This is a genomic window from Microbacterium hominis, assembly GCF_013282805.1.
Classification (GTDB): domain Bacteria; phylum Actinomycetota; class Actinomycetes; order Actinomycetales; family Microbacteriaceae; genus Microbacterium; species Microbacterium hominis_B.
This window is the reverse complement of record NZ_CP054038.1, coordinates 2,844,448-2,867,139: the sequence shown is the minus strand read 5'-3', so window position 1 is coordinate 2,867,139 and position 22,692 is coordinate 2,844,448. Positions and strand designations below refer to the sequence as shown.

The following is a 22,692-nucleotide window of genomic DNA, read 5'->3' as shown; positions in this document are numbered from 1 at the left end:
CGCTGTCTGCGAGGGGCCTGACCATTCATCACCGCGTCAGAGAGGTGGATGCTCCGCCCGCCGCCCCGCGAGACGGCGGCGGATCCGCGGCGATCGCGCGCAGCATCCGCTCGAGCATCTCGCGCAGTTCCGAGCGCGCCGGCTCGGACAGGTCGGTGGTGTACTCGACGCCGGCGGGGATGTAGGTGAGGCCGTACATCGTCTCGCGCCAGTCGCCGCCCCCGACCGGCCATCGCGTGTGCCCGGCATCCTCGGCCGTCGCGCCCTGGCCCCACTGGCCGAAGTGCGCGCGCATGCTCTCGAGCGGCATCGCCATCACCGCGTCGGCCTCGACGGGCTGGCGCGCCCACGAGCGGGCGACGAGGATGAACTCCTCGATCTCCTCGGCGGTGAGCGCGTGGGGCTCGAACAGCACGCGGGTGTGCTCGACGGCGCTCAGGCGATCCACGCGGAACGTGCGCCAGTCGCCGCGCTCGAGGTCCCAGCACAGCAGGTACCAGTGCCGGTCGGCGGGCGCGAGGGCGTGCGGCTCCACGCGACGTCGCGACACTTCGCCCGTGGCCGCCGTATAAGAGAAGCGCACGCGTTCGTGATCGCGGCACGCGAGGGCCAGTTCGCCGAGCACCTCCGTCGACACGGGCGCCCCCGCGCGGATGCCGGCGGGCTGCACCGCATCGGCCAGCGCCGTCACCCGCCGGCGCAGGGGAGCGGGCAGCACCTGCTCGAGCTTCGCGAGCGCGGTGACCGCGGTCTCCGCGCCGGCGATGAGCCGCTGGGATGCCGCTACCCGCAGCCCGATCGCCATGGCCACGGCCTCCTCGTCGGTGAGCAGCAGCGGCGGCACCGCGCTTCCCGCCTCCAATCGGTAGCCGCCGGCGACACCCGGCGTCGACTCGATCCGATAGCCGAGTTCGCGCAACCGCTCGACGTCGCGCCGCACGGTGCGCTCGGTGACCCCGAGCCTTCCGGCCAGCTCGGCGCCCTGCCAGTGCCGGTGCGTCTGCAGCAGGTTCAGCAGGGCGAGGGCGCGGGTGGTCGTGTCGGACATGTCTGCCATCTTGCCCGCGCTTGAGGACAGGATCTGTCCTCAAGCGCGCGTACCCTGCCGGCATGGCGAACGAACCGATCATCCAGTCCGAGGGGCTGACCAAGAGATTCACCGTCAAGAAGAAGACGGTCGAGGCGGTCACCGACCTCACCTTCGAGGTGGCGCGCGGCGAGCTCGTGGCCTTCCTCGGACCCAATGGCGCGGGCAAGTCCACGAGCCTGCGCATGCTCACCACCCTCATCCCGCCCACCTCGGGCACCGCGCGCGTGGTCGGGCACGACATCCTGCGCGCTCCCGCCGACGTTCGGGCACGCATCGGCTACGTCGGACAGCTCACCAGCGGCAGCTTCTCCCAGCGCGTGCGCGACGAGCTGCTCAGCCAGGGCGCGTTCTACGGCATGTCCAAGGCCGCATCGAAGACCCGCGCCGAGGCGCTCATCGAGTCCCTCGATCTCGCGCCGTTCGCGACGCGCTCGGTGCAGCAGCTCTCGGGCGGGCAGAAGCGCCGCCTCGACATCGCCCTCGGACTTATGCACGCCCCGCCGCTCCTCTTCCTCGACGAGCCCTCGACCGGCCTCGACCCGCAGAGCCGCGCGAACCTGTGGCAGCACATCCTCGACCTGCGCGCCCAGCACGGCACCACCGTCTTCCTCACCACGCACTACCTCGAGGAGGCCGACCGCTACGCCGAGCGCGTCATGGTGATGGACAAGGGCCGCGTCATCGCCGACGACACCGCCGCGCGACTCAAGGCCGATCTCGCCGGCGACCTGCTCACGCTCGGCTTCGAGACCGAGGTGGATGCCGCGCGCGCCGTCACCGTCGTGCAGGGCCTCACCGACCGGCCGGTCACCGCAGCCGGCGCGGCGGTGACCGTGACGGCCCCCGACGGCGACGCCCTGCTGCCGCGCGCCGTTCGGGCGCTCGACGCCGCCGGCCTGCAGGTGGCGACCGCCACCGGCATCCCGCCCACCCTCGACGACGTGTTCCTGGCGCTGACCGGCCGCACCCTGCGCGAGGCGGGCGAGGGCGAGGCGCCTGACGAAGAGACCGAGACCGAGGTGGATGCCGCGGGTGCGGCATCCCGAGCCGACGACACGTCGGCCGAGAAGACCGGAGCGAACCGATGACTGTTTCTCAGACCCCTGCGCCGGGGCGCGCCGACACGGCCGTGCGTGCCAACCCCGCCCGCGACACCTGGAACGTGCTGACCCGCGAGCTCAAACCCGTCGTTCGCGATCCGTTCACGCTCATCTTCTCGCTCGTGCAGCCGCTGGTGTTCCTCGGGCTGTTCGCACCTCTGCTGGTCGGCACGTCGGGCCTGCCGGTGGGGGAGACCCTGCAGTGGTTCGTGCCGGGCGTGCTCGTGATGATCGTGCTGTTCGGAACCGGCGCCACCGGATCGAACCTGCAGTACGAGATGATGACCGGCTCGCACGAGCGCACTCTCGTGGCGCCGTTGTCGCGCTCGTCGCTGCTGGTCGGCCGCGCGCTCAAGGAGATCGCGCCGATCGTGGTGCAGGCGATCATCATCGTGTTGATCGCGTGGCCGTTCGGATTCCGCATCGACGTGCCCGGCATGATCCTCGGCCTCGCTCTGCTGGCGGTGTTCGGCGTGGGCCTCGGGTCGTTGTCGTACACCCTGGCGCTGAAGACCAAGGACCGCGAGTGGCTCTTCTGGGGCGTGCAGCAGACGCTGATCTTTCCGCTGCTGATCCTGTCGGGCATGCTCCTGCCCCTCGACGACGGCCCCGCGTGGATGCGCGCGGTCGCGGTCGTCAACCCCGTGAACTGGGTCGTGCAGGCCGAGCGCGCGCTGTTCGGCGGCGCCTACGGCGACGTCGAGGTGCTCTGGGGCTGGATCGCCGCGCTCGTGCTGGCGGCCGTCGGCCTCGCGGTGGGTGTGCGCGCGATGCGCCGCAGCAGCTGACGCGCGGCATCCACTCGCCCTTCCGCGCCGCTCCGGAAACCGGACCACTCCGCCTTTGCCGGACCATGGCGCCCCGCACGTCCGGCAAACGTGGCGACCTCCGGTTTCCGGATCGGCCGATGGACGATAGTGGATGCCGCGCGCGGGCGCATGCCGATGCGCGCATGCGCGCGGGGGGATGGGGCACGCGCTACCGTGTGGGAATGACGATCGAGCGGCGCAGGGGCATCGCCGCGGCATCCATCGCTCTCGGGCTCCTCGTCGTCGGCGCGCTGTTCGCCCTGGTCGTGCGGCCGTGGCTGCAGCTGGGCGGCCCGGTGGGCGGCCCGCAGCAGGAGCTCGCGTGGCTGGCCCGCGGCGTTCTCGCCCTCGCCCTCGCGTGGCTGGTGATCGGCATCCTCGCCGCGCGCACGAGCCTCGTGCGTCGACCCGGCGCGGCCGGAGCGCGGGCGTCATGGCTCGGCTCGACACGTCCGTGGCGGGCGCGCGAGTCGGCGCTCGGGGTGCTGGCGTTCGACCGCTGGCTCATGATCACCGTTCCCGTCGCCCTCATCATCGGAACGCGCACCCTGCAGTCATCGTTCACCGCGTGGGCGGAGCTGGCCGCAGTGCTCGCGGGCTGGCTCGTGTTCGCCCTCGTCGTGCGACTGCTCGTCGGGCGTCACTCGCCGTGGCCCGTCATCGCCGCGATGGGCGGGGCGATCGCGATCCACAGCGTGCTCTCGCTCTCGGTGATCGCGATCGCCGGCCCTGAGGCTTGGTGGAACGCGGTCGGCGTCCGCCCCGCTCTGCTCGTCGCAGCCACGGCGATCTCGTTCGCTGCCACCGCGTGGGTGCTCGTCGCCGGCGGGTGGGCGCTGATCACCCAGTTCGGACTGCGCCGGGCGATCGGCATCGTGCTGGCGGGGCTCGGCGCCGGCGTCGCCGTGGGCGCCGCGATCATCGCGGGCGTGGGCTTCGGGCCGTCGACCCCGATGACGGTGCCGCCTCTCACCCCATGGATCGCCGGCGGTGTCGCCGTGCTCATCGCCGCGCTCGGCGTCGCGCTCTGGGGCAGCTGGCGCCGCGACTGAGCCCTGGGCGACCGCCCCGCTCGCTCCGCGCGCCGCGCGCGCCTGTGCGCCTGCCCGCGCGCCCGCCCCGTGGTCAGGACCACGTGTAACAAGCGGGTAACGTAGTAGTCATCCCCCCGAAACGATTCGAAGAGGTATTTGTCATGCGCACACCCCGCGCCGCCGTCCTGTCCCTCACCGCCGCCTCCGCGCTTCTGCTCGCCGGCTGCGCCACCACCGCCGCCTCGGAGCCGACCACCGTCACCTCGCCCGCGGCAGATGTCGTGGATTCGTCCTTCTCCGCGCCGGGTGCCGCGGGTGAGCGCGTAGGCGCCGACGGCGTCGCGCTCGCGGTGTGGAGCACCGCCGTCCCCGACGAGAGCGCCGCCGCTGTGCTCGGCGACGCCGAGGCCGGCAGCCAGTGGGTGACCGTGAACGTGGCCCAGTGGGTCGCCGAGGAGGGCCTGTCCGACGTCGACGTGGCGCCCGTGCTGCGCTCGTCGGCCGACGAGGAGTTCGCCGCCGCGGCCGTGTCGCAGCGCTCGATCGAGGTGCCGATGACGGCCGACAAGTCGTACACCTACGTGTGGAGCTTCCAGGTTCCCGAAGACCTCGTCGACGCGGAGGGCCTCGTGCTCTGCGTCGGCGAAGGCAACGAAGGCTGCAGCAGCCTCGTCGCCGAGTGATCGCAGAGTGATCCGAGAAGGCGGCCGTCCCGCAGGGGGGACGGCCGCCTTCGACGTTCCCGGGGTCTGAACAGGCCCCGACGGCGCGCGGCCGGATCGCGAGCCGGACGCGGATCGTGCCGGCAGGTCCGACAGCGGGCTGGGCGCCCTATGGTGGGTGGATGCCGCACCCGGCGCCACTGGCCGACCTGCTCATCCCCGCGCTGCGCACGGCCGCCGCCGAGGTGGCGGACACGGAGCGCGCCGCGCTCGCTGACGAGCCAGACGGGGTGCATCAGCACCGCGTGCGCGTGCGGCGCCTGCGGAGCCTGCTCGGAGGTGTGAGCGCGCACCTCGACGCGGCGGCCGTCGCCCGCCTGCGCGTCGGCTATCAGGAGTGGGGGCGCCAGCTCGGTGCCGTGCGCGACATCGAAGTGCTCGCCGACCTCGCTGCCGAGGTGCTCGACGCCCACGGCAACGTCGACCTCGATATGCGTCGTCGGCTCGTCGACGACCCGCGTGCGGAGCGCGCCGTCGCCCACGCCCGCCTCGTCGAACTCGCGCAGGCCGCGCGCGCCGCGCATCGCACGGCGCTTCTCGAGACGTTCGCCGCGCACCCTCCGATCGTCGAGGGAGAGGGGGATGCCGCGCCCGCCGTGCGCGCGATCATGCGCGCCGAAGCGCGCCGCGTGCGTCGCGCGGCCGCGCGACGCGACGGATCGGCCGCGTCGCTCCACACCCTGCGCAAGGCGGGCAGGCGCCTGCGGTACGTCGCCGAGGGCGTCTCCGGCGCCGACCCCAGCCTTTTCCCCGCGCAGCTGCAGACGTTCGCCGACGCCGGGAACGGCATCCACGACGCCCTCGGCGACCACCGCGATCGCGACGCCCTCGCCGAGCGGCTCGATCGCACCGCGCCGCTCGCCGGGCGCGCGGGGGAGGAGGTGTCGGCCTACCGCGAGCTGGCGGCGGAGCTCCGTCGCGAGGCCGAGGAGCGGCTCGCCGGCATCGACGACCTCGTCGCGGCGGTGCGCGCCGCAGCGCGCACCCTGCGCTGATCGGGCCCCGACGCTGTCGGGGCCCGCGCTTAGACTTGTCGGGCTATGACCGACGCCTCCGCGGCCGCGCCTCGCGCGGCATCCACTCCTCTCATCGTCGGCGGTGACGTCGGCCCGCGTGCGAGCGCCCCGGGCGCCCGCGCCGTGCGCCCCGACGAAGATCTGCTCCAGGGTCTGAACCCGCCCCAGCGCGATGCCGTCGTCTACCGGGGGCAGGCGCTGCTGATCGTGGCGGGGGCCGGTTCGGGCAAGACGAGCGTGCTGACGCGGCGCATCGCGTCGCTGCTGCGCACGAAGGATGCCTGGCCCAGCCAGATCCTCGCGATCACATTCACCAACAAGGCCGCCGGAGAGATGCGCGAGCGCGTCGAGCAGCTCATCGGCGACCACGCGCGGGGCATGTGGATCTCGACGTTCCACTCCGCGTGCGTGCGGATCCTGCGCCGCGAGGCGGAGAACTTCGGCTTCACCAAGAACTTCACGATCTACGACTCCGGCGACTCGCGCGCGCTCATCAAGCGACTGGTCAAGGAGCACGAGGCCGACGCGTTCGGGCTCACCCCCGCCGCCGCGCAGAGCAAGATCTCCAAGCTCAAGAACGAGCTGGCCGACGCGGAGTCGTACGCGCGATCGGCGAACATGACCGATCCCGCCGAGCGCGTGTTCGTCGAGCTGTTCGCCGACTACCAGCGGGCGCTGCAGAAGGCGAACGCGTTCGACTTCGACGACCTCATCGCGCAGACGGTGTACCTGTTCCGGGCGTTCCCGAAGGTGGCCGATACGTACCGGCGGCGATTCCGCCACATCCTCGTCGACGAGTACCAGGACACCAACCACGCGCAGTACGCGCTCATCCACGAGCTGACCCGGCCGCCCGGCGCCGACGCGGAGCCGTTCGAGGCCGGCGGCGGGATGATGATCTTCGCGGCTGCGCCGGAGCCGCAGGATGCGGCATCCCTCACCGTCGTCGGCGACTCGGACCAGTCGATCTACGCGTTCCGCGGCGCCGACATCCGCAACATCACCGAGTTCGAGCGCGACTACCCGGGTGCGAAGGTGGTGCTGCTGGAGCAGAACTACCGGTCGACGCAGAACATCCTGTCCGCGGCGAACGCCGTGATCAGCCACAACTTCGACCGCAAGGACAAGAAGCTGTGGACAGACGTGGGCGCCGGCGAGAAGATCATCGGGTTCACCGGCTACTCGCAGCACGACGAGGCCCAGTTCGTCGCCGACGAGATCGACACGCTCCGCCGGGGCGGCGTCGACTACGCGCAGATGGCCGTGTTCTACCGCACCAACTCGCAGTCCCGCGCGCTGGAGGAGATCTTCATCCGGGCCGCCGTGCCGTACAAGATCATGGGCGGCACCAAATTCTACGAGCGCGCCGAGATCAAGGACGCCCTCGCGTACCTCGTCGCGGTGTCGAACCCGGCCGACGAGATGGCGGTGCGGCGCATCCTGAACCGGCCCCGCCGGGGCATCGGCGACGTCACCGAGACGGCGATCGCTCGGTACGCGGCCGAGGAGGGCATCAGCTTCCGCGATGCGCTCGCCAACGCCTCGGTGCTGGGCGTCGGCCCGAAGATCCAGGCCGCCATCGTGCAGCTCGATGCGGTGCTCGCCGAGGCGACCGAGAAGATGATCCCCGCATCCGGCGAGCTGCCCCCCTCGACCGCGGTCGCCGAAGGTCTTCAGCTGCTGCTGGCCAAGAGCGGCTACATGGACGCCCTGCGCGCCAGCCGCGACCCGCAGGACGAGGCGCGCCTCGAGAACCTCGACGAGCTCGTCGCCGTGACCCGCGAGTTCGCGCGCAACAACCCCGAGGGCACCGTCAGCGACTTCCTCGCCGAGGTCGCGCTCGTCTCCGACGCCGACGACCTCGACGACGAGTCGGGCTCGGTGTCGCTCATGACGATGCACACCGCGAAGGGGCTCGAGTACGACGCCGTCTTCGTCACGGGCGTCGAGGAAGACCTGATCCCGCACCGCATCTCCGCCGGCGAGCCGGGCGGCCCGCAGGAGGAGCGACGCCTCTTCTATGTGGGCCTCACCCGCGCGCGCAAGCGCCTGTACCTGTCGCTCGCGATGACCCGCGCCCAGTTCGGCGAGGTGTCGGTGGCGATGCCGAGCCGGTTCCTGCAGGAGATCCCGGCCGAGCTCGTGCACTGGCGCCAGTCGCCCGGCGATGTGAACTCCCGCGGCGGGATGCAGTCCCGCGCGCTCAACGCGCGACGGCCCGGCGGATCGGGCGGGTTCGGCGGATCGGGCAAGCGCTACGGCGACGACCTCGTGCCGCTCGCCCGCCGGGAACCGGGCGCCGGAATGGAGAAGTTCGCCAACCGCATCCCCGCGAAGGTGCGCGACAACGGCGACATGGAACTCGCGCCGGGCGACCGCATCCGCCACGACGACTTCGGCGAGGGCCGCGTCGACAATGTCACCGGCGAGGGCGCCAAGCGCGTCGCGCACGTTCGCTTCGACAGTGCGGGCCTGAAGAAGCTCCTCATCAAGATCGCGCCGATCGAGAAGCTCTGACGCCTGCCGGCGGCGAGCCGAACGCGGGAGGTCGACCCTGTGAACGGGGGCGCGCCGGGTTAGGCTCGAGTGATGTCGATCTTCTCCAGAGGCAAGCGCGCGCACGATGAGACTGCGGAAGCGCCGAGCACCGAGCCCGACGCCGCGGTCGATGGCGCCGCCGCCGAGGAGCCGGCGGCCGCCGACCTGACCGCCGCCGCGCCGGGCGACGACGCCGCGGGCGACGACGCCGCGGGCGATGGCCCGACGGAGGCCGTGGCAGCGGATGCCGAGCCCGCCGAGGCCGATGCGGCGGCCGAGCTCGACGCCGGCGTGCTCCCGGAGGCTGCGGACGCGGCATCCGAGTCAATTCCTCACGTCGGCATCTCGGTGACCACCTTCGGAAAGCCCACCCCGCGGCCGGCGTCGGAGGGGGGACCCTCGATCACCCGCACCCCCGCGCCGCCGACCGGACCGGTGCCCGGCCTTCGCGACAACGTGCTCGTGCGCAACGCACTGGCGGCGCTGCCGGAGAACCCCGAGCCGCTGCAGCTGCTCAACGTGGCGCGGCAGCTGCTGCAGGGTCATCTGTTCCTGCGCGTGAAGGGCGACGCCCGTGCGCTCATCGCCGAGGGCAAGGAGCTGCCGCTGGCGATGGCGACCGTGGGCGAGAAGAAGTACGCGCTCGCGTACTCGAGCGGTGCCGCGCTGCAGGCGAGCGTGCAGGCCGACAGCGACACGCACACCTCGGCCATGGGCCAGCCCGTTCTCGTCGTGCTGCGGCACGTGCTGTCGGGTCCGTACGAGGGGCTCATCCTCGATCACGCCTCGGCGCCCGCGCGCGCGGTGCTGCCGCGGCCGATGCTCGAGAAGATGCTCGAGACGATCGACGAGAAGCTCACGCTGAAGACGCTGCTGGCGAACCCCCGCTCGCCGCAGAGCGAGGCCGACCTGGTGACCGCCCTCGCCGACGCGCCCCTGTGGGTGGCCGTCAACCGCGCCGAGGAGGGCGGCCCGCTCGGCATCGCCGAGGGGCGCTCCGACGACGGATCGCGCTACCTGGAGCTCTACACCCACCCGCTCGAGGTGGTGGCCGGTGGCCGCGGCGACCAGCCCGCGCCCATCCAGGCCGACAGGCTGCGCGCCGCCCTGCGCAAGGACGAGGGACTCAGCGGCGTCGTGCTCGATCCGCGCGGTCCCTGGATGCGCCTCACCCGCGCTCAGCTGGAGCCGTTCCTGGCCGAATAGGCCCGGCCGGCCTCCGGCGTCGGACGTTGCCGACCGCGCTCCCACTCGTGCGAAAATCCGGAAGAATCGTCCCATCGCGGCATCCACCCGGCCGAATCCCGGGGATCAGGCGCGGACATTCCGGAGTTCGGCACGGTTCGCCGACCCGGGCGGCCGCGGGGTGCCGGATGTCGGGCGGCGGCACTACGGTCGAGGGCATGGCGTCAGAGCGCATCACCCTCACCGTGCCCGGGCCCGACGGAGATCGCGAGGTCGGGCTGTCGAGCCCGAACCGGGTGCTGTGGCCCGAACTCGGCATCACCAAGCACGAGCTCGCGGAGTACCTCATCGCGGTGAGCGGGCCGTTCCGGGCCGCCAACGGGGATCGGCCGGTGTCGCTCGAGCGCTTCCCCGAGGGCGTCGACGGCGAGCGGTTCTACTCCAAGAACCCGCCGAAGGGCGCTCCCGGGTTCATCGAGACGGTCACGGTCACATACAACAGCGGGCGGCGGCATCCGCAGCTGGTGCTCACCGAGCCGGCCGCCGCGGTGTGGGCCGCGCAGATGAACACCGTCGTCTTCCACCCCTGGGCGTCGCTGACCTCGAACACCGACAACCCGGTCGAGCTGCGCATCGACCTCGACCCGCAGCCGGGCACCGATTTCGCCGATGCGGCCGCCGTCGCGCCCGCGCTGCGCGAGGTGCTGGCCGAGGCCGGGCTCGAGGCCTTCGCGAAGACGAGCGGCAACCGCGGCATCCACGTCTTCTGTCCCATCGAGCCGGCGCACGAGTTCCTCGACGTGCGGCACGCCGTGATCGCGGCCGGCCGCGAGCTCGAGCGTCGCATGCCCGACAAGGTCACGATGAGCTGGTGGAAGGAGGAGCGCGGGCAGCGCATCTTCATCGACTTCAACCAAGCCAACCGCGACCGCACGATGGCCGGCGCCTACAGCCCCCGCGCGCTGCCCGGGGCGACGGTCTCGACCCCGCTGACCTGGGACGAGCTGGTGGATGCCGATCCCGGCGCCTTCACGATCCGCACCGTTCCGCAGCGGCTGGCCGACACCGGCGACCCGTGGGCCGACCTGCTCGCGAAGCCCGGGCGCATCGACACGCTGCTGGAGTGGTGGCAGCGCGACCTCGACGACGGGCTCGGGGAGCTGAACTTCCCGCCCGACTTCCCCAAGATGCCCGGCGAGCCGCCCCGGGTGCAGCCCAGCCGCAAGAATCCGGAGAACTGGCCGAAGGACGCCGATGCCTGAGCGTCGCACAGCCGCGCAGTGGGCGGCCGATCTGCTGCGCACCCGGTGGATCGTGCGCGCGCCGATCCCGCTCTACCGGGCGGGGCTCGGGTGGCTGCTCGGCCCGCGCATGGTGATGATCGAGCACCGTGGCCGCGTGTCGGGGGAGCCGAGGTTCGTGGTGGTGGAGGTGGTCGAACGGGAGGGCAACGCGATCCGGGTTGCGAGCGGATTCGGCGAGACATCGCAGTGGTACCGCAACCTGCGGGCCAATGGCGTCGCCTTCCTCAGCACCGGACGGGCGCGGCGGGTGCCGGCGTCGGTGCGGTTCCTCTCCGAGGAGGAGGGACGCGCGGTGCTCGCCCGCTACGCGCTCGCCCACCCGCAGGCGTGGGAGCAGCTCAGCGCCGCGATGGCGGAACTGGCCGGGGAGCCCGATCCCCGCATCCCCGTCCTGGAGTTCGGGCCCCCGGAGGTCAGTGCGCGATCGTGACGCGGCACCCACCCGGTGTTCACTCCAGCACGTCGCCCAGGTCGTAGGCGCCCACGGTCTCGAGCTGCTCGTACGTGCACGAGGTCGGATCGCGGTCGGGCCGCCACCGCTCGAACTGCACGGTGTGGCGGAAGCGCCACCCCTCGAGCTGGTCGTACCGCACCTCGAGCACGCGCTCGGGGCGTAGCTTCACGAACGACGAGTCCGCCCGCCCCGACGAGAAGCGGGACTTCTCGCCCTCGCCGGTGACCGCCGCGCCGTCGTCGTCGCGGATCACGAGCGGGTCGAGCTCCTCGATGAGCTCGAGGCGGCGCTTGTCGCTCCAGGCGGCGACGCCGCCCACGGGGTAGAGCGTGCCGTCGTCGCCGTAGAGCCCGACCAGAAGCGAACCCACCCCTGCCCGGAGCGGTGGATGCGGTAACCCAGCGCCACCACGTCGGCGGTGCGCGCGTGCTTGATCTTGAACATCGCGCGCTTGTTCGGCGCGTACGGCTGGGCGAGCGGCTTGGCGACCACCCCGTCGAGGCCGGCTCCTTCGAACTCGGCGAGCCAACGCCGTGCGAGGTCGGCGTCGTCGGTGGTTCGGGTCACATGAACCGGATGCGGCACCCCGCCCAGCAGGTCGACGAGCTGGGACCTGCGCACCTCGAACGGCTCGGACTGCAGATCGCGCTCGCCGCGGGCGAGCAGGTCGAACGCGATGAACATGGCCGGGGTCTTCTCGGACAGCATCGTCACGCGCGAGGCCGCCGGGTGGATGCGCTGGCTCAGCGCCTCCCAGTCCAGTCGCTGGGCGCCGGGCTCGCCGGTGGGCACGACGATCTCGCCGTCGAGGAGGCAGGGCTCCGGCAGCAGGCGCGCGAACGCGTCGACCAGCTCGGGGAAGTAGCGGGTGAGGGGCTTGGCGCCGCGGGAGCCGATCTCGACGGCATCCCCGTCCCACGACACGAGGGCGCGGAAGCCGTCCCACTTGGGTTCGTAGCTGAGGCCGCCCGCGACCTTGTCGAAGGGCGGGACCTCGGGCACGGCCTTGGCCAGCATCGGCGCGGGGATCTCATACGGCATGGGTTCATCATGCCGTCCCGCGCCGACACCGGCGCAAGGGGTCGCGCGTCAGTGCGCGGAGGCGGGGACGCCCGCGGCGGTGCGGGCCAGGTGCTGCAGCAGCGACCAGAACCCCTCGGTCACCACGGCGAATCCGGTGGGTCGTCCACCGACGTCGTGGCGCTCGCGCTGGTGCTGCAGGTGCTCCAGGTCGCGAGCGAGGGCGTCCGCCTCGTGGCGGTACATGATCTCTGCTGCGTGGATGGTGGCGTACATTTCGGCTCCTTTCGCTCGGCCTTGCACACTCAGAGCGCAACGGATGCCGCCTGATACGCGCGCGGCGGGTCGATCACGGTCGCGCGATCCGTGATAGCGTGAAACCGACTGGACGGTATGCGCAAGGAGGCGCGATGCACAGATTCGACGGAACGGTCACGATCGTCACCGGCGCGAGCCGGGGGATCGGGTTCGCGATCGCGCGGCGGATCGTCGCCGAGGGAGGCCGGGTGGTCATCACCGGTCGCCGGCAGCCGGCGCTCGACGAGGCCGTCGCGGAGCTCGGAGCCCAGGTCACCGCGATCGCCGGCAACGCCGCCGACCCCGAGCACCGCGCCGCCGTGCTCGCCCACGTGCGCGACGAGCACGGCCGGCTCGACCACCTGGTCAACAACACCGGGATCAACCCCGTCTACGGCCCGCTCGCCGAGGTCGACACGGCGGCGGCGCGCAAGATCATCGACGTCAACGTGATCGCCGCCCTCGAATGGACCCGGGATGCCGTCGCCGCCGGCCTCACGCGGTCGGTGGTCAACCTCGCCTCGGTCGCGGGCCTCGGGGCGAGCCCGGGCATCGGCTTCTACGGCATCTCCAAGGCCGCCCTCATCAACCTCACGATGCAGCTCGCCTACGAGCTGGCGCCCGCGATCCGCGTCAACGCCGTCGCGCCCGCGGTCGTGAAGACCGCCTTCGCCCGCGCGCTGTACGAGGGGCACGAGGCCGAGGCGTCGGCCGCCTACCCGCTGCAGCGCCTCGGCGAGATCGACGACGTCGCCGGCCCGGTCGCGTTCCTGCTCTCCGACGACGCCGCCTGGATCACCGGCCAGACCCTCCCGATCGACGGCGGGGCCGGCATCCGTCCCTTCCTCTGACATGGGCGCAGCCGCACGGAGGAACGGGCGATCGGGTGAAGGATTGAGCACATGAAGGATTCCCACGTCGCCGACGACGTCACGCGCGCGGCCGTCGAGCTGTTCGCCACTCAGGGCTACGCCACCACGAGCGTGCAGCAGATCGTCGAGGCCGCCGGCGTCACCAAGGGCGCGATGTACCACTACTTCGAGTCCAAGGACGACCTGCTGTTCGGCATCTACGACAAGCTGCTGTCGCTGCAGAAGGCGCGCCTCGACGAGATCACGGCGGCCGGCGGTGCCGTCGAAGACGTGCTGCGCGCCGTGTGCATCGACGTGATCGAGACCTCCATCGAGTTCCTGCCCGAGGGCACGGTGTTCTTCCGCAGCATGCACATGCTGTCGGCGCCGCGCCGCCAGGAGGTCACCCGGCGACGCCGCGAGTACCACGACGAGTTCGCCGAGCTCATCGCGACGGGGCAGCGCGACGGCATCTGGCGCGAGGACATCCCGCTCGCGATGCTCGTGGCCCACTTCTTCAGCGACGTGCACTACCTCTCGCACTGGTACTCACCCGAGGGGCCCGAAGACCGCTCGCTCGTCGCCCGCCAGCTCACCGACCTGTTCCTTTCGAGCCTCCGGAAGCCCACATGACGACCACCAGCGACTCCCTGCCCGAGACGATGCGCGCGTGGCGCGTGACGGCGCTCGGCGAACCCGCCGACGCGCTCCGCCTCGACGAGATCGCCGTGCCGTCGTCGGCGCCCGGCGAGGTGCTCGTGCGCGTGCGGGCCGTCGCGGCGAACTTCCCCGACGTGCTGCTGTGCCGCGGCCAGTACCAGGTGCGGCCCGAACTGCCCTTCGTCCCCGGCATCGAGTTCGTCGGCGATGTCGTCGCCCTAGGCGAGGGCGTCGCGGGCCCGGCGATCGGCACCCGGGTCGTGGGATCGAAGATCGGCGTGCTGTCGGAGTACGCAGCCGTCCTCGCCTCCGACGTGTGGGAGGCCCCCGCCGCCCTCGACGACGCCGCCGCGTCGGGCCTCACGGTCGCCTACCAGACGGCGTGGTTCGGCCTGCATCGGCGCGCGGCGCTCGAGGCGGGGGAGTGGATGCTGGTGCACGCCGCAGCGGGAGGCGTGGGCCTTGCGGCCGTGCAGCTCGGGGCGGCTGCGGGCGCCCGCGTGATCGGCGTCGTCGGCTCCGCGTCGAAGGCACAGGTCGTGCGCGACGCCGGAGCCGAGGTCGTGATCGTGCGCGGCGAGACCGACATCGCCTCCGCCGTCAAGGAGGCGACGGGCGGTCACGGCGCCGACGTGGTGTTCGACCCGGTCGGCGGGGCCGCGTTCGAGGCATCCACCAAATGCATCGCATTCGAGGGGCGCATCATCGTCGTCGGCTTCGCCGGGGGCGACATCCAGACGCTGCCGGCGGGACACGTGCTCGTCAAGAACTACTCCGTGCTGGGCCTGCACTGGGGCCTCTATCCGCGCGTTCGGCCCGACCTCATCGAGCGGGCCCGCGCCGAGCTCGCGCGCCTGGCCGAAACGGGCACCATCGCACCGGTCGTCGACCACGCCGTGACCTTCGAGGAGGCACCGGCCGCTCTCACGGCGCTCGCCGACGGCGGCACGGTCGGGCGCGTGGTGGTGCATGTCGGCGCCTGAGCCCGCGCGCGGCGGCCTCGACCTCGCCGGCCGGGTCGCCCTGGTCACCGGCGGGGCGCGGGGGATCGGCGAGGCGTACGTGCGCGCGCTGCACACCGCCGGCTCGCGGGTCGTGATCGCCGACATCCTCGATGCGGAGGGCGCCGCGCTCGCCGCCGAGCTCGGCGACCGGGTGCGCTGCGTGCACCTCGATGTGACGGACGAGAATCAGTGGGATGCCGCGGTGGCGGCATCCCTCGACTCGTTCGGGTCTGTCGACGTGCTCGTCAACAACGCGGGCATCGCCAACGCGGCCCCGATCGAGCACCTGACCACCGAGAAGTGGAACGCCGCGATCGCGGTCAACCTCACCGGCACGTTCTTCGGCTGCCGCGCCGTCGTGCCCGCCATGAAGGCGCAGTTCACCGCCACCGGGACCGGCGGCTCGATCATCAACATCTCCTCTGTCGAGGGGATGCGCGGAAGCCGTGGCGTGCACGCCTACACCGCATCCAAGTTCGGCGTGCGGGGGCTCTCGCAGTCGCTCGCCGTCGAGCTCGGGCCGTTCGGGATCCGCGTGAACTCGGTGCACCCGGGATTCATCCGCACGGCCATGACCGATCGCATCGACCCGGCGCACCTCGACATCCCGCTCGGCAGGCCGGGCGAGCCCGGGGATGTGGCCGGCACGATCGTCTTCCTCGCCTCCGACGCCTCGCGCTTCACCACCGGTGCCGAGTTCGTCGTCGACGGCGGCATGATCGCCGGCATCCCGCACCGCTGACGCGGCGCCGGGGGCCCGCGCCCCTCGGCCCTGCGGGCGCCCCTTGGCCCTGCGGGCGCCCCTTGGCCCTGCGGGCGCCCCTCGGCCCTGTCGCTGCGCGGCCCTGCCTCCGCCGCTCCGCTGTCGCAATCGGCGCCCAGACGCGCGCATTGCGACAGCGGAACGGAGAGGACCACTGCGGATCGGGGTAGTCCGCCCCGGAACGGGGAGGTCCGCTGCTCCGCGGTCGCAATCGGCGCCCAGACGTGCGCATTGCGACAGCGGAACGGCAGCGGAACGGGGGGAGGACGGGCGGCGCTGAGACTCCTGCAACAGAGACATACCGGCTGGTCGGTTTTCGTGCTACGGTGGGGCCACCCGACACGAAGAGGTGCCGATGAACGAGACGACAGATCCGGCCGAGAGGGCCGAAGCAGCCACGCCGCCGCGGCTCGCCTGCCGCGGGCTGACTGTGACCTTCGGCGGCCTGACGGCCGTCGACGACGTCAGCTTCGCCGTCGCGCCCGGCGAGGTCGTCGCGCTGATCGGCCCGAACGGCGCCGGCAAGACGAGCGTCTTCAACGCGATCTGCGGTCTCGTCCGCCGCCGGGGGGCCGTCGAGATCGACGGGATGCCCGCGCCGCGGCGGGCCGCCGGGCTCACCTCCCGCGGCGTCGCCCGCACGCTGCAGGGGCTCGGGCTCTTCGCCGGCATGACGGTGCGCGAGAACGTGCGGGTGCCGGTCGCGGGCGACGGCGATGCCGACGCCCGAGTGGCGCGCCAGCTCGCCGAACTCGATCTCGCCGCGTTCGCCGACGCGCCGGCGGCGGCGCTGCCCTACCCCGACCGCAAGCGCGTCGCGCTGGCGCGGGCGCTCGTGATCCGTCCGACGCTGCTCCTGCTCGACGAGCCCGCCGGCGGGCTCGGCCACGACGACATCGCGGCGCTCGGGCGGCTCATCCGCGCCGTCGCCGCCGAGGGGTGCGCGGTGCTGCTCGTGGAGCACCACGTCGATTTCGTGATGGGTCTTGCCGACCGCATCGTCGTGCTCGACTTCGGCCGCGTGATCGCGCGGGGCACCCCCGACGAGGTGCGCGTCGACCCGCGCGTCGAGGAGGCCTACCTCGGCGTGAAGGCCGCCTCATGAGCGCGCGGCCGGCGACGGCCACCGGCGCCGCGCTCGCGTTCACCGCGGTGACCGTCGGCTACGGCGGCGCGCCGGTGCTCCACGAGGTCGACTTCGCCCTCGAGCCCGGGGAGATCGTCGCCCTGCTCGGGGCGAACGGGGCCGGCAAGACCACCTTGCTGCGCACCCTCGCGGGGCTCGTGCCCGCGGCATCCGGGTCGATCCTCCTCGACGGCGCCGACCTCGCGGGCGTGCCGACCGAGGCGCGGGCGCGGCAGGGCATCGCGCTCGTGCCCGACGGGCGCAGCGTGGTCGCCGAGCTGACGGTCGAGGAGAACCTGCGCCTCGGCGCGCTGTGGAGCCACCGCGGCGCCGCGCGCGACCGGGCGATCGGCGAGGTCTACGAGATGTTCGAGCCCCTCGCCCGTCGCCGGGGGGCCGCCGGCCACCAGCTGTCGGGGGGCGAGCGGCAGATGCTCGCCCTCGGCCGCGCGCTCATCGCCCGCCCGCGCGTGCTCGCGCTCGACGAGCCCTCTCTCGGCCTCGCGCCGATCGTCGTCGGCCAGCTGATGGGAACGCTCCGCGATGTCGCCGCGGCGCGCGGCGTGACGGTGCTGCTGGCCGAGCAGAACGTCACCAGCGCCCTCTCCATCGCCGATCGCGGCGTCGTGCTCGACCTCGGCCGGGTCGTCGCGGTCGCACCGGCCGCGCAGCTGGCCACCGACGACGCCCTCCGCCACGCCTACCTGGGGTTCTGATGGATCGACTGCTCTTCCTCCTCGCGACGGGACTCGCCCGCGGCGCGATCTTCGCGCTGTTCGCGCTCTCGCTCGTGCTCATCTGGCGCGCCGCCCGCATCATCAACTTCGCCCAGGGGGCGATGGCCCTCGTCGCCACCTACGTCGCCTTCGCGGTGTCGGGCCTCACGGGGTCGTACGTGGCGGGCCTCGCGGCCGGCATCCTCGCGGGCGCCGCGATCGGGGCGGGAATCGAGCGCGGCATCATGCGCTTCGCCCCGCATTCCCAACCGCTGGCCGGGGTGATCGTGGCGATCGGGCTCGTGATGGTGCTGCAGTCCCTCCTCGGCATCCTGTTCGGCGCGCAGTTCCGCCCGATGTCGACCCCGTTCGACGACAGTCCGATCGTGGGCGGCGGGGTGCCGCTGCTGAGCCCGTACGACCTCTTCGTGCTCGTCATCGCGCTCGCGGTCATGGGCGGGCTGGCCCTGCTGTTCACGCGCACCTCGCTGGGGCTGCAGCTGCGGGCGGCGGCGTTCGCGCCCGAGGTGTCACGCCTGCTCGGCGTGCGGGTGCCCCGCATGGTCACGATCGGGTGGATGCTCTCCGCAGCCGTCGCGGCGCTGGCGGCGATCCTCCTGGTGCCGACCGAGCTGGGGCTCAATCCCCACTCGACCGACGTGCTGTTCGTCTACGCGTTCACGGTCGCCGTCGTGGGAGGACTCGACTCCCCGGCCGGGGCGATGCTCGGCGGGCTGATCGTTGGCGTCGCGATGACGCTCGTCACGGGATACCTGGGGGCCACGGTGGCGCCGATCGCCGTGCTCGTGCTGCTGGTGGCGGTGCTGCTCGTGCGCCCGAACGGCATCTTCTCGATGAGGGAGGCGCGCAGCGCATGACCCGGATCCTGCCCTCGCTCACCGGCGCCCCGCGCACGATCGTGCTCGGCGCCGTGCTCACCGTGCTCGCCGTCGGCGGCACGTTCCTCCTCGATCCGTTCCGCAACTTCCAGCTCGCCACCATCGCGGCCACCTTCTGCGCCGCGGCCGGGCTCACGCTGCTGATCGGCCACTCCGGGCAGCTCTCGCTCGGGCACGCGGCACTCATGGCGACCGGCGGCTACGGCTACGCGCTCGCCGCCAACGCCCTCACCGCCGCGGGGGTCGAGGGCGTGCCGCGCTTCGCCATCGGGCTCGCGGTCGCGGTCGCCGTCGCCGGCGCCATGGGATGGATGCTGGGCCTGGCCGCCGCGCGCCTGCGCGGGCCGTACCTGGCCGGCGTGACGCTGGCCCTCGTCATCGCGGTCCCCGCCGTGACCGCCGTCTTCTCGGGCGTCTTCCGCGGCGATCAGGGGCTGCAGATCCCGTTCGACGGCGTGCCCGGGGCGCTGCGCACCCTCATCGCGCTCGAGCAGTGGCAGGCGTGGGTGGCCGTGGCGGTCGCCGGCGTCACGGTCACGACGCTCTGCGTGCTCGCCCGCGGTCCGCTCGGGCTGCGCATGCGGGCGGTGCGCGACGACGAGACCGCCGCGCGCCTGTCGGGTGTGCGGGCCGGCCGCGTCAAGGTCACCGCGTTCACGGCGAGTTCGGCCGCGGCCGGCGCCGGCGGCGCGGTGCTGTGCTTCGTGACCCAGTCGGTGAGCCCCGGCGCCTACACCCTCGCGTTCTCGCTCCTGCTGGTGGTCGCGGTCGTCGTCGGCGGACTCGGCAGCATCGGCGGAGCCGCCGTCGGATCCGCCCTCATCGTGCTGCTGCCCTGGGCGATCACCACGGCGATCGACGCGCTCGGCCTGCCCGCCGAGGTCGAGCAGCGCCTCTCCGGCAACGTGCCGGTGCTCGTGTTCGGCGCGCTGCTCATCGCCGTGATGCTCGCGTGGCCGGGGGGCCTCGCGAGCATCCGCCGGCGACGGCGCACGCCTGCCGCCCCGGCATCCCTCCCCCCGGCGTCCGAGCCGGAGCCGCCGGGCGGCAGATCCGGAACCCCTGCCTCGAGCCCACCGGTCCTGCAACACACCCACCCATGAAAGAGGTGACCATGTCACAGCACACCCCCGCACGTCGCGCCGCGGCGATGCTCGGCGCATCCGCCCTGCTCGTCTCGCTCGCCGCGTGCAGCACCCCGACAGGAGAGGTCGCCGACGCGCCCGGTGTCACCGACGACACCGTGACGATCGGCACGCACACTCCGCTGACCGGTCCGGCCGCCGCCGGCTACTCGTCGATCTCCGCGGCGGCGACGGCGTACTTCGCGTACCTGAACGACCAGGGCGGCGTGCACGGCCGCACGATCGAGTACATCGTCAAAGACGACGGCTACAACCCTGCGACGACCCAGACCGTCGTGCGCGAGCTCGTGCAGGAGGACGAGGTCTTCGCCGTGCTCAACGGCCTGGGCACGCCCACCCACACCGCCGTGCTCGACTACCTCAACCAGAACGAGGTCCCCGACCTGTTCGTGGCATCGGGGTCGACGAACTGGAACGAGCCAGAGAAGTACCCGTTCACCTTCGGGTTCAATGCCGACTATGTCGTGGAGGGCGCGGCCCTCGCCCAGTACGCGGCCGATGAGCATCCCGGCAAGGCCGTCTGCCTCCTCGGGCAGGACGACGACTTCGGCGACGAGATGATCGAGGGCGCCGAGCTCGCCCTCGGCGCCGGTGGTCTCACCCACGTCGAGCGCTACTCGGTCTCCAACCAGGACGTCACCGCCCAGATCGGCGCGTTGCAGGCGGCCGGGTGCGAGATCACGCTCCTCGCGACCATCAACGGATTCACCGCGCTGGCGCTCGGCACCGCGGCGCAGCTCGGCTGGTTCCCGATGTGGTTCTCGTCGTCGTCGGGCGCCGACTACCCGACGCTGGTGGGCTTCCTCGGCGAGGAGGTCGGGCCGGCGCTGCTGCAGGGGCTGGTCGGCACCAACTACCTGCCGGCGCTGGGCGGCGACAGCGACTGGGTGAGCCTGTTCCAGCAGATCAACGACGAGTACAACGACGGCGCGCCCTTCGACGGCAACACCATCTACGGCATGAGCGTCGCGTACCTGTTCGCCGAGGCGCTCGAGGCGGCCGGCGAGAACCCGACGCGGCAGTCGCTGATGGATGCCGTCACCGGCGGTGATCTGGCCGGCAGCGGCATCCTGCCCCTGTCGTTCTCGACCGACAGTCACGCCGCCTACACCGGGGTGGGGATCACCGCGGTCGACGGCGGCGTGCAGGACTACGTCGGACCCACCTACGCGGTGGAGGGCGGCGAGGTCGTGGCCGTGGATGCCGAGCCGGTCGCCCTCGAGAACGAGGCGGTCCCCGCGTCCTGAGTCCCCCCGACGCATCGGCCCGGCCCCCGAAGGGGCCGGGCCGATGTCGTTGGCGCGGGATGCCGGATGCCCGGGACCGCGGCGGCCGTCGGTCAGCCGACCGGCGTGTGCTGCGCGACCAGGGCGCGCTTGAGCACCTTGCCGCTCGGGCCCAGGGGCAGAGCGGGCATGACGTGCACGACCCGCGGGTATTTGTAGGCCGCGATGCGGTCGCGGGTGAAGGCGATCACCTCGTCGGGGTCGAGCGAGACGCCCTCGTGCGCGACGACGGCGGCGTGCACCTCCTGCCCCTTCACCGGGTCGTCGACGCCGAACACGGCCGCGACGGCGATGCCGGGGTGGCGCGCCATCGTCGCCTCGACTTCGGTGGGGTACACGTTGTAGCCCGCCCGGACGATCATGTCCTTCTTGCGGTCGACGATGGAGAGGATGCCGTCGGCGAAGGTGCCGAGGTCGCCGGTGCGGAACCACTCGTCGACCACGGCATCGGCCGATGCCTCGGGACGCCCGAGGTACCCCTTGAAGAGGTTGTGGCCGCGCACGACGATCTCGCCGAGCGCGTGCGCGTCCTCGAGCAGCACGACCCGGTCGTCGATCTCGGGGTCGGCGATCGCCACCTCGACGCCCCACAGCGGGCGCCCGACGGTGCCGGGCCGGATCGGCTCGAACAGGGGGTTGGATGAGACGGTGGGGGCGGTCTCGGTGAGACCGTAGCCCTCGTGCACATCGGCGCCGAACGCGTCGCGGAACGCCTCGAGCACGGCCACCGGCAGCGCCGCGCCGCCCGAGACCGCGTAGCGCAGCGGCGGACGGTCGGCGCTGCGGCGCGCGGCCTCGAGCATGCCCACGTACATGGTGGGCACGGCGGTGAACACGGTCGCCCGGTGGGCCACCATGAGCGCGAGCGCGTCATCGGCGTCGAACCGCGGCAGGAGGATCACGGCGGCGCCGACCCGGAACGCGATGTTCATGACGGCGGTCTGGCCGAACGTGTGGAACAGCGGCAGTCCGCCGAACACGACGTCGTCGGCGCGCAGGTCGAACCCGTCGATGAGGTTGCAGTGCACCTGCTCGACGATCGACAGGTGCGTGCCGACGGCGCCCTTGGGGGTGCCGGTCGTGCCGCTGGTGTAGAGGATCGTCGCCGGATCGATCGGGTGGGTCGGCGCATGGCGCGCGATCGGCACCGCGTCCGCCGCCTCGGCCTCCAGGCGCGGCAGGCCGGCGCCCGCGTCGGCGGGCACGAGCACGGTCACGAGCGCCACGCCGGCCTCCGCGGCGGCGGGGGCGGCCTCGGCCAGCAGGGGAGCGGCCACGACGACGAGGTCGGCGCCGCTGTCGCGCAGCACGTAGGCGATCTCGTCGGACTTCAGCAGCAGGTGCACGGGCACGACGACGGCGCCGAGAGCGAGGGCCGCGTAGTAGACGCGGGCGAAGTCGGGGACGTTCGGCACCAGCATCGCCACGCGGTCGCCGCGCCCGATGCCGCGCGCCGCGAGCGCGCCCGCGTAGGCGCGGGCCTGGTCCCACAGTTCGCGGTACGTGGTCGTCGTGCCGGCGAAGTGCAGCGCGGGGCGGTCGCCGTGTCGGCGGGCGGATTCGGCGAGGATGCTCGCGACCGACAGCGTCGCGAAGCCGCCGCCGTCGATGGCGGGGTCGTGCGGGTGGGGCATCATGGTCTCCTTCGACTCGGGATGCCGCGGGATGCGGCG

General features: G+C 72.6%; 21 protein-coding genes and 1 pseudogene. 18 read left to right on the top strand and 4 right to left on the bottom strand.

Annotation, left to right across the window (positions count from 1 at the left end):
• Positions 1 to 28: 28 nt before the first annotated feature.
• Positions 29 to 1,048, bottom strand: a complete 1,020-nt coding sequence (locus HQM25_RS12995; RefSeq protein ID WP_172990623.1) for a helix-turn-helix transcriptional regulator — start codon at positions 1,046 to 1,048, stop codon at positions 29 to 31.
• Positions 1,049 to 1,110: 62 nt separating this feature from the next.
• On the opposite strand from HQM25_RS12995, the gene HQM25_RS12990 reads away from it, so the two are divergent.
• From HQM25_RS12990 to HQM25_RS12950, 9 genes are all read left to right on the top strand, one after another.
• Entirely contained in the window at positions 1,111 to 2,178 is a 1,068-nt protein-coding gene (locus HQM25_RS12990) for an ABC transporter ATP-binding protein (protein WP_172990622.1), read from the top strand.
• Positions 2,175 to 2,978, top strand: a complete 804-nt coding sequence (locus HQM25_RS12985; protein ID WP_172990621.1) for an ABC transporter permease — start codon at positions 2,175 to 2,177, stop codon at positions 2,976 to 2,978. Before HQM25_RS12990 ends, HQM25_RS12985 begins: the two co-directional genes overlap by 4 nt.
• A 203-nt stretch (positions 2,979 to 3,181) precedes the next feature.
• Complete coding sequence (locus HQM25_RS12980) at positions 3,182 to 4,051, top strand: hypothetical protein (RefSeq protein ID WP_172990620.1); 870 nt, start codon at positions 3,182 to 3,184, stop codon at positions 4,049 to 4,051.
• A 143-nt stretch (positions 4,052 to 4,194) separates the two neighbouring features.
• Positions 4,195 to 4,716: a hypothetical protein gene (locus tag HQM25_RS12975; protein WP_172990619.1), complete on the top strand. Its 522-nt coding sequence runs from the start codon at positions 4,195 to 4,197 to the stop codon at positions 4,714 to 4,716.
• A 161-nt stretch (positions 4,717 to 4,877) separates the two neighbouring features.
• Positions 4,878 to 5,750 (top strand): CHAD domain-containing protein, encoded by an 873-nt coding sequence (locus HQM25_RS12970; RefSeq protein ID WP_172990618.1) that lies wholly within the window; start codon positions 4,878 to 4,880, stop codon positions 5,748 to 5,750.
• A gap of 45 nt (positions 5,751 to 5,795) precedes the next feature.
• Positions 5,796 to 8,288 (top strand): ATP-dependent helicase, encoded by a 2,493-nt coding sequence (locus HQM25_RS12965; protein ID WP_172990617.1) that lies wholly within the window; start codon positions 5,796 to 5,798, stop codon positions 8,286 to 8,288.
• A 72-nt stretch (positions 8,289 to 8,360) separates the two neighbouring features.
• On the top strand, positions 8,361 to 9,515 hold the full coding sequence (locus tag HQM25_RS12960; RefSeq protein ID WP_172990616.1) for an SseB family protein: 1,155 nt from the start codon (positions 8,361 to 8,363) through the stop codon (positions 9,513 to 9,515).
• Between the two features lie 197 nt (positions 9,516 to 9,712).
• Positions 9,713 to 10,756, top strand: a complete 1,044-nt coding sequence (gene ligD / locus HQM25_RS12955) for a non-homologous end-joining DNA ligase (RefSeq protein ID WP_172990615.1) — start codon at positions 9,713 to 9,715, stop codon at positions 10,754 to 10,756.
• On the top strand, positions 10,749 to 11,228 hold the full coding sequence (locus HQM25_RS12950) for a nitroreductase family deazaflavin-dependent oxidoreductase (RefSeq protein WP_172990614.1): 480 nt from the start codon (positions 10,749 to 10,751) through the stop codon (positions 11,226 to 11,228). The genes ligD and HQM25_RS12950 overlap by 8 nt, the downstream gene beginning before the upstream one ends.
• A 19-nt stretch (positions 11,229 to 11,247) precedes the next feature.
• On the opposite strand, the pseudogene HQM25_RS12945 reads toward HQM25_RS12950, so the two are convergent.
• Both HQM25_RS12945 and HQM25_RS12940 read right to left on the bottom strand, forming a co-directional pair.
• Positions 11,248 to 12,293: pseudogene (locus HQM25_RS12945) on the bottom strand (ATP-dependent DNA ligase).
• Between the two features lie 48 nt (positions 12,294 to 12,341).
• Positions 12,342 to 12,548, bottom strand: a complete 207-nt coding sequence (locus HQM25_RS12940) for a hypothetical protein (RefSeq protein WP_172990613.1) — start codon at positions 12,546 to 12,548, stop codon at positions 12,342 to 12,344.
• A 134-nt stretch (positions 12,549 to 12,682) separates the two neighbouring features.
• Here HQM25_RS12940 and HQM25_RS12935 point away from each other — a divergent pair, with 134 nt between their 5' ends.
• The 9 genes from HQM25_RS12935 (at position 12,683) to HQM25_RS12895 (ending at position 20,980) form a co-directional block, all read left to right on the top strand.
• On the top strand, positions 12,683 to 13,420 hold the full coding sequence (locus HQM25_RS12935; RefSeq protein WP_172990612.1) for an SDR family oxidoreductase: 738 nt from the start codon (positions 12,683 to 12,685) through the stop codon (positions 13,418 to 13,420).
• A 51-nt stretch (positions 13,421 to 13,471) separates the two neighbouring features.
• The gene (locus HQM25_RS12930; protein ID WP_172990611.1) at positions 13,472 to 14,053 is read left to right on the top strand and encodes a TetR/AcrR family transcriptional regulator; all 582 of its coding nucleotides are present in this window, start codon (positions 13,472 to 13,474) and stop codon (positions 14,051 to 14,053) included.
• Positions 14,050 to 15,063 carry an NADPH:quinone oxidoreductase family protein gene (locus HQM25_RS12925; protein WP_254359334.1) on the top strand — a complete coding sequence of 338 codons (1,014 nt, stop codon included), beginning with the start codon at positions 14,050 to 14,052 and terminating at the stop codon, positions 15,061 to 15,063. Before HQM25_RS12930 ends, HQM25_RS12925 begins: the two co-directional genes overlap by 4 nt.
• Positions 15,050 to 15,826, top strand: coding sequence for a glucose 1-dehydrogenase (locus HQM25_RS12920; protein WP_172990610.1), 777 nt, complete (start codon positions 15,050 to 15,052; stop codon positions 15,824 to 15,826). Before HQM25_RS12925 ends, HQM25_RS12920 begins: the two co-directional genes overlap by 14 nt.
• A gap of 376 nt (positions 15,827 to 16,202) precedes the next feature.
• Positions 16,203 to 16,952: an ABC transporter ATP-binding protein gene (locus HQM25_RS12915; RefSeq protein WP_172990609.1), complete on the top strand. Its 750-nt coding sequence runs from the start codon at positions 16,203 to 16,205 to the stop codon at positions 16,950 to 16,952.
• Positions 16,949 to 17,689 (top strand): ABC transporter ATP-binding protein, encoded by a 741-nt coding sequence (locus HQM25_RS12910; RefSeq protein ID WP_172990608.1) that lies wholly within the window; start codon positions 16,949 to 16,951, stop codon positions 17,687 to 17,689. Before HQM25_RS12915 ends, HQM25_RS12910 begins: the two co-directional genes overlap by 4 nt.
• Positions 17,689 to 18,567, top strand: coding sequence for a branched-chain amino acid ABC transporter permease (locus tag HQM25_RS12905; RefSeq protein WP_172990607.1), 879 nt, complete (start codon positions 17,689 to 17,691; stop codon positions 18,565 to 18,567). The genes HQM25_RS12910 and HQM25_RS12905 overlap by 1 nt, the downstream gene beginning before the upstream one ends.
• Positions 18,564 to 19,691, top strand: a complete 1,128-nt coding sequence (locus tag HQM25_RS12900) for a branched-chain amino acid ABC transporter permease (protein ID WP_172990606.1) — start codon at positions 18,564 to 18,566, stop codon at positions 19,689 to 19,691. The genes HQM25_RS12905 and HQM25_RS12900 overlap by 4 nt, the downstream gene beginning before the upstream one ends.
• Before the next feature lie 11 nt (positions 19,692 to 19,702).
• On the top strand, positions 19,703 to 20,980 hold the full coding sequence (locus HQM25_RS12895; RefSeq protein WP_172990605.1) for an ABC transporter substrate-binding protein: 1,278 nt from the start codon (positions 19,703 to 19,705) through the stop codon (positions 20,978 to 20,980).
• 92 nt (positions 20,981 to 21,072) lie between these two features.
• Here HQM25_RS12895 and HQM25_RS12890 read toward each other — a convergent pair whose 3' ends face one another.
• Positions 21,073 to 22,653: an AMP-binding protein gene (locus HQM25_RS12890; protein ID WP_172990604.1), complete on the bottom strand. Its 1,581-nt coding sequence runs from the start codon at positions 22,651 to 22,653 to the stop codon at positions 21,073 to 21,075.
• Between the last annotated feature and the right edge of the window lie 39 nt (positions 22,654 to 22,692).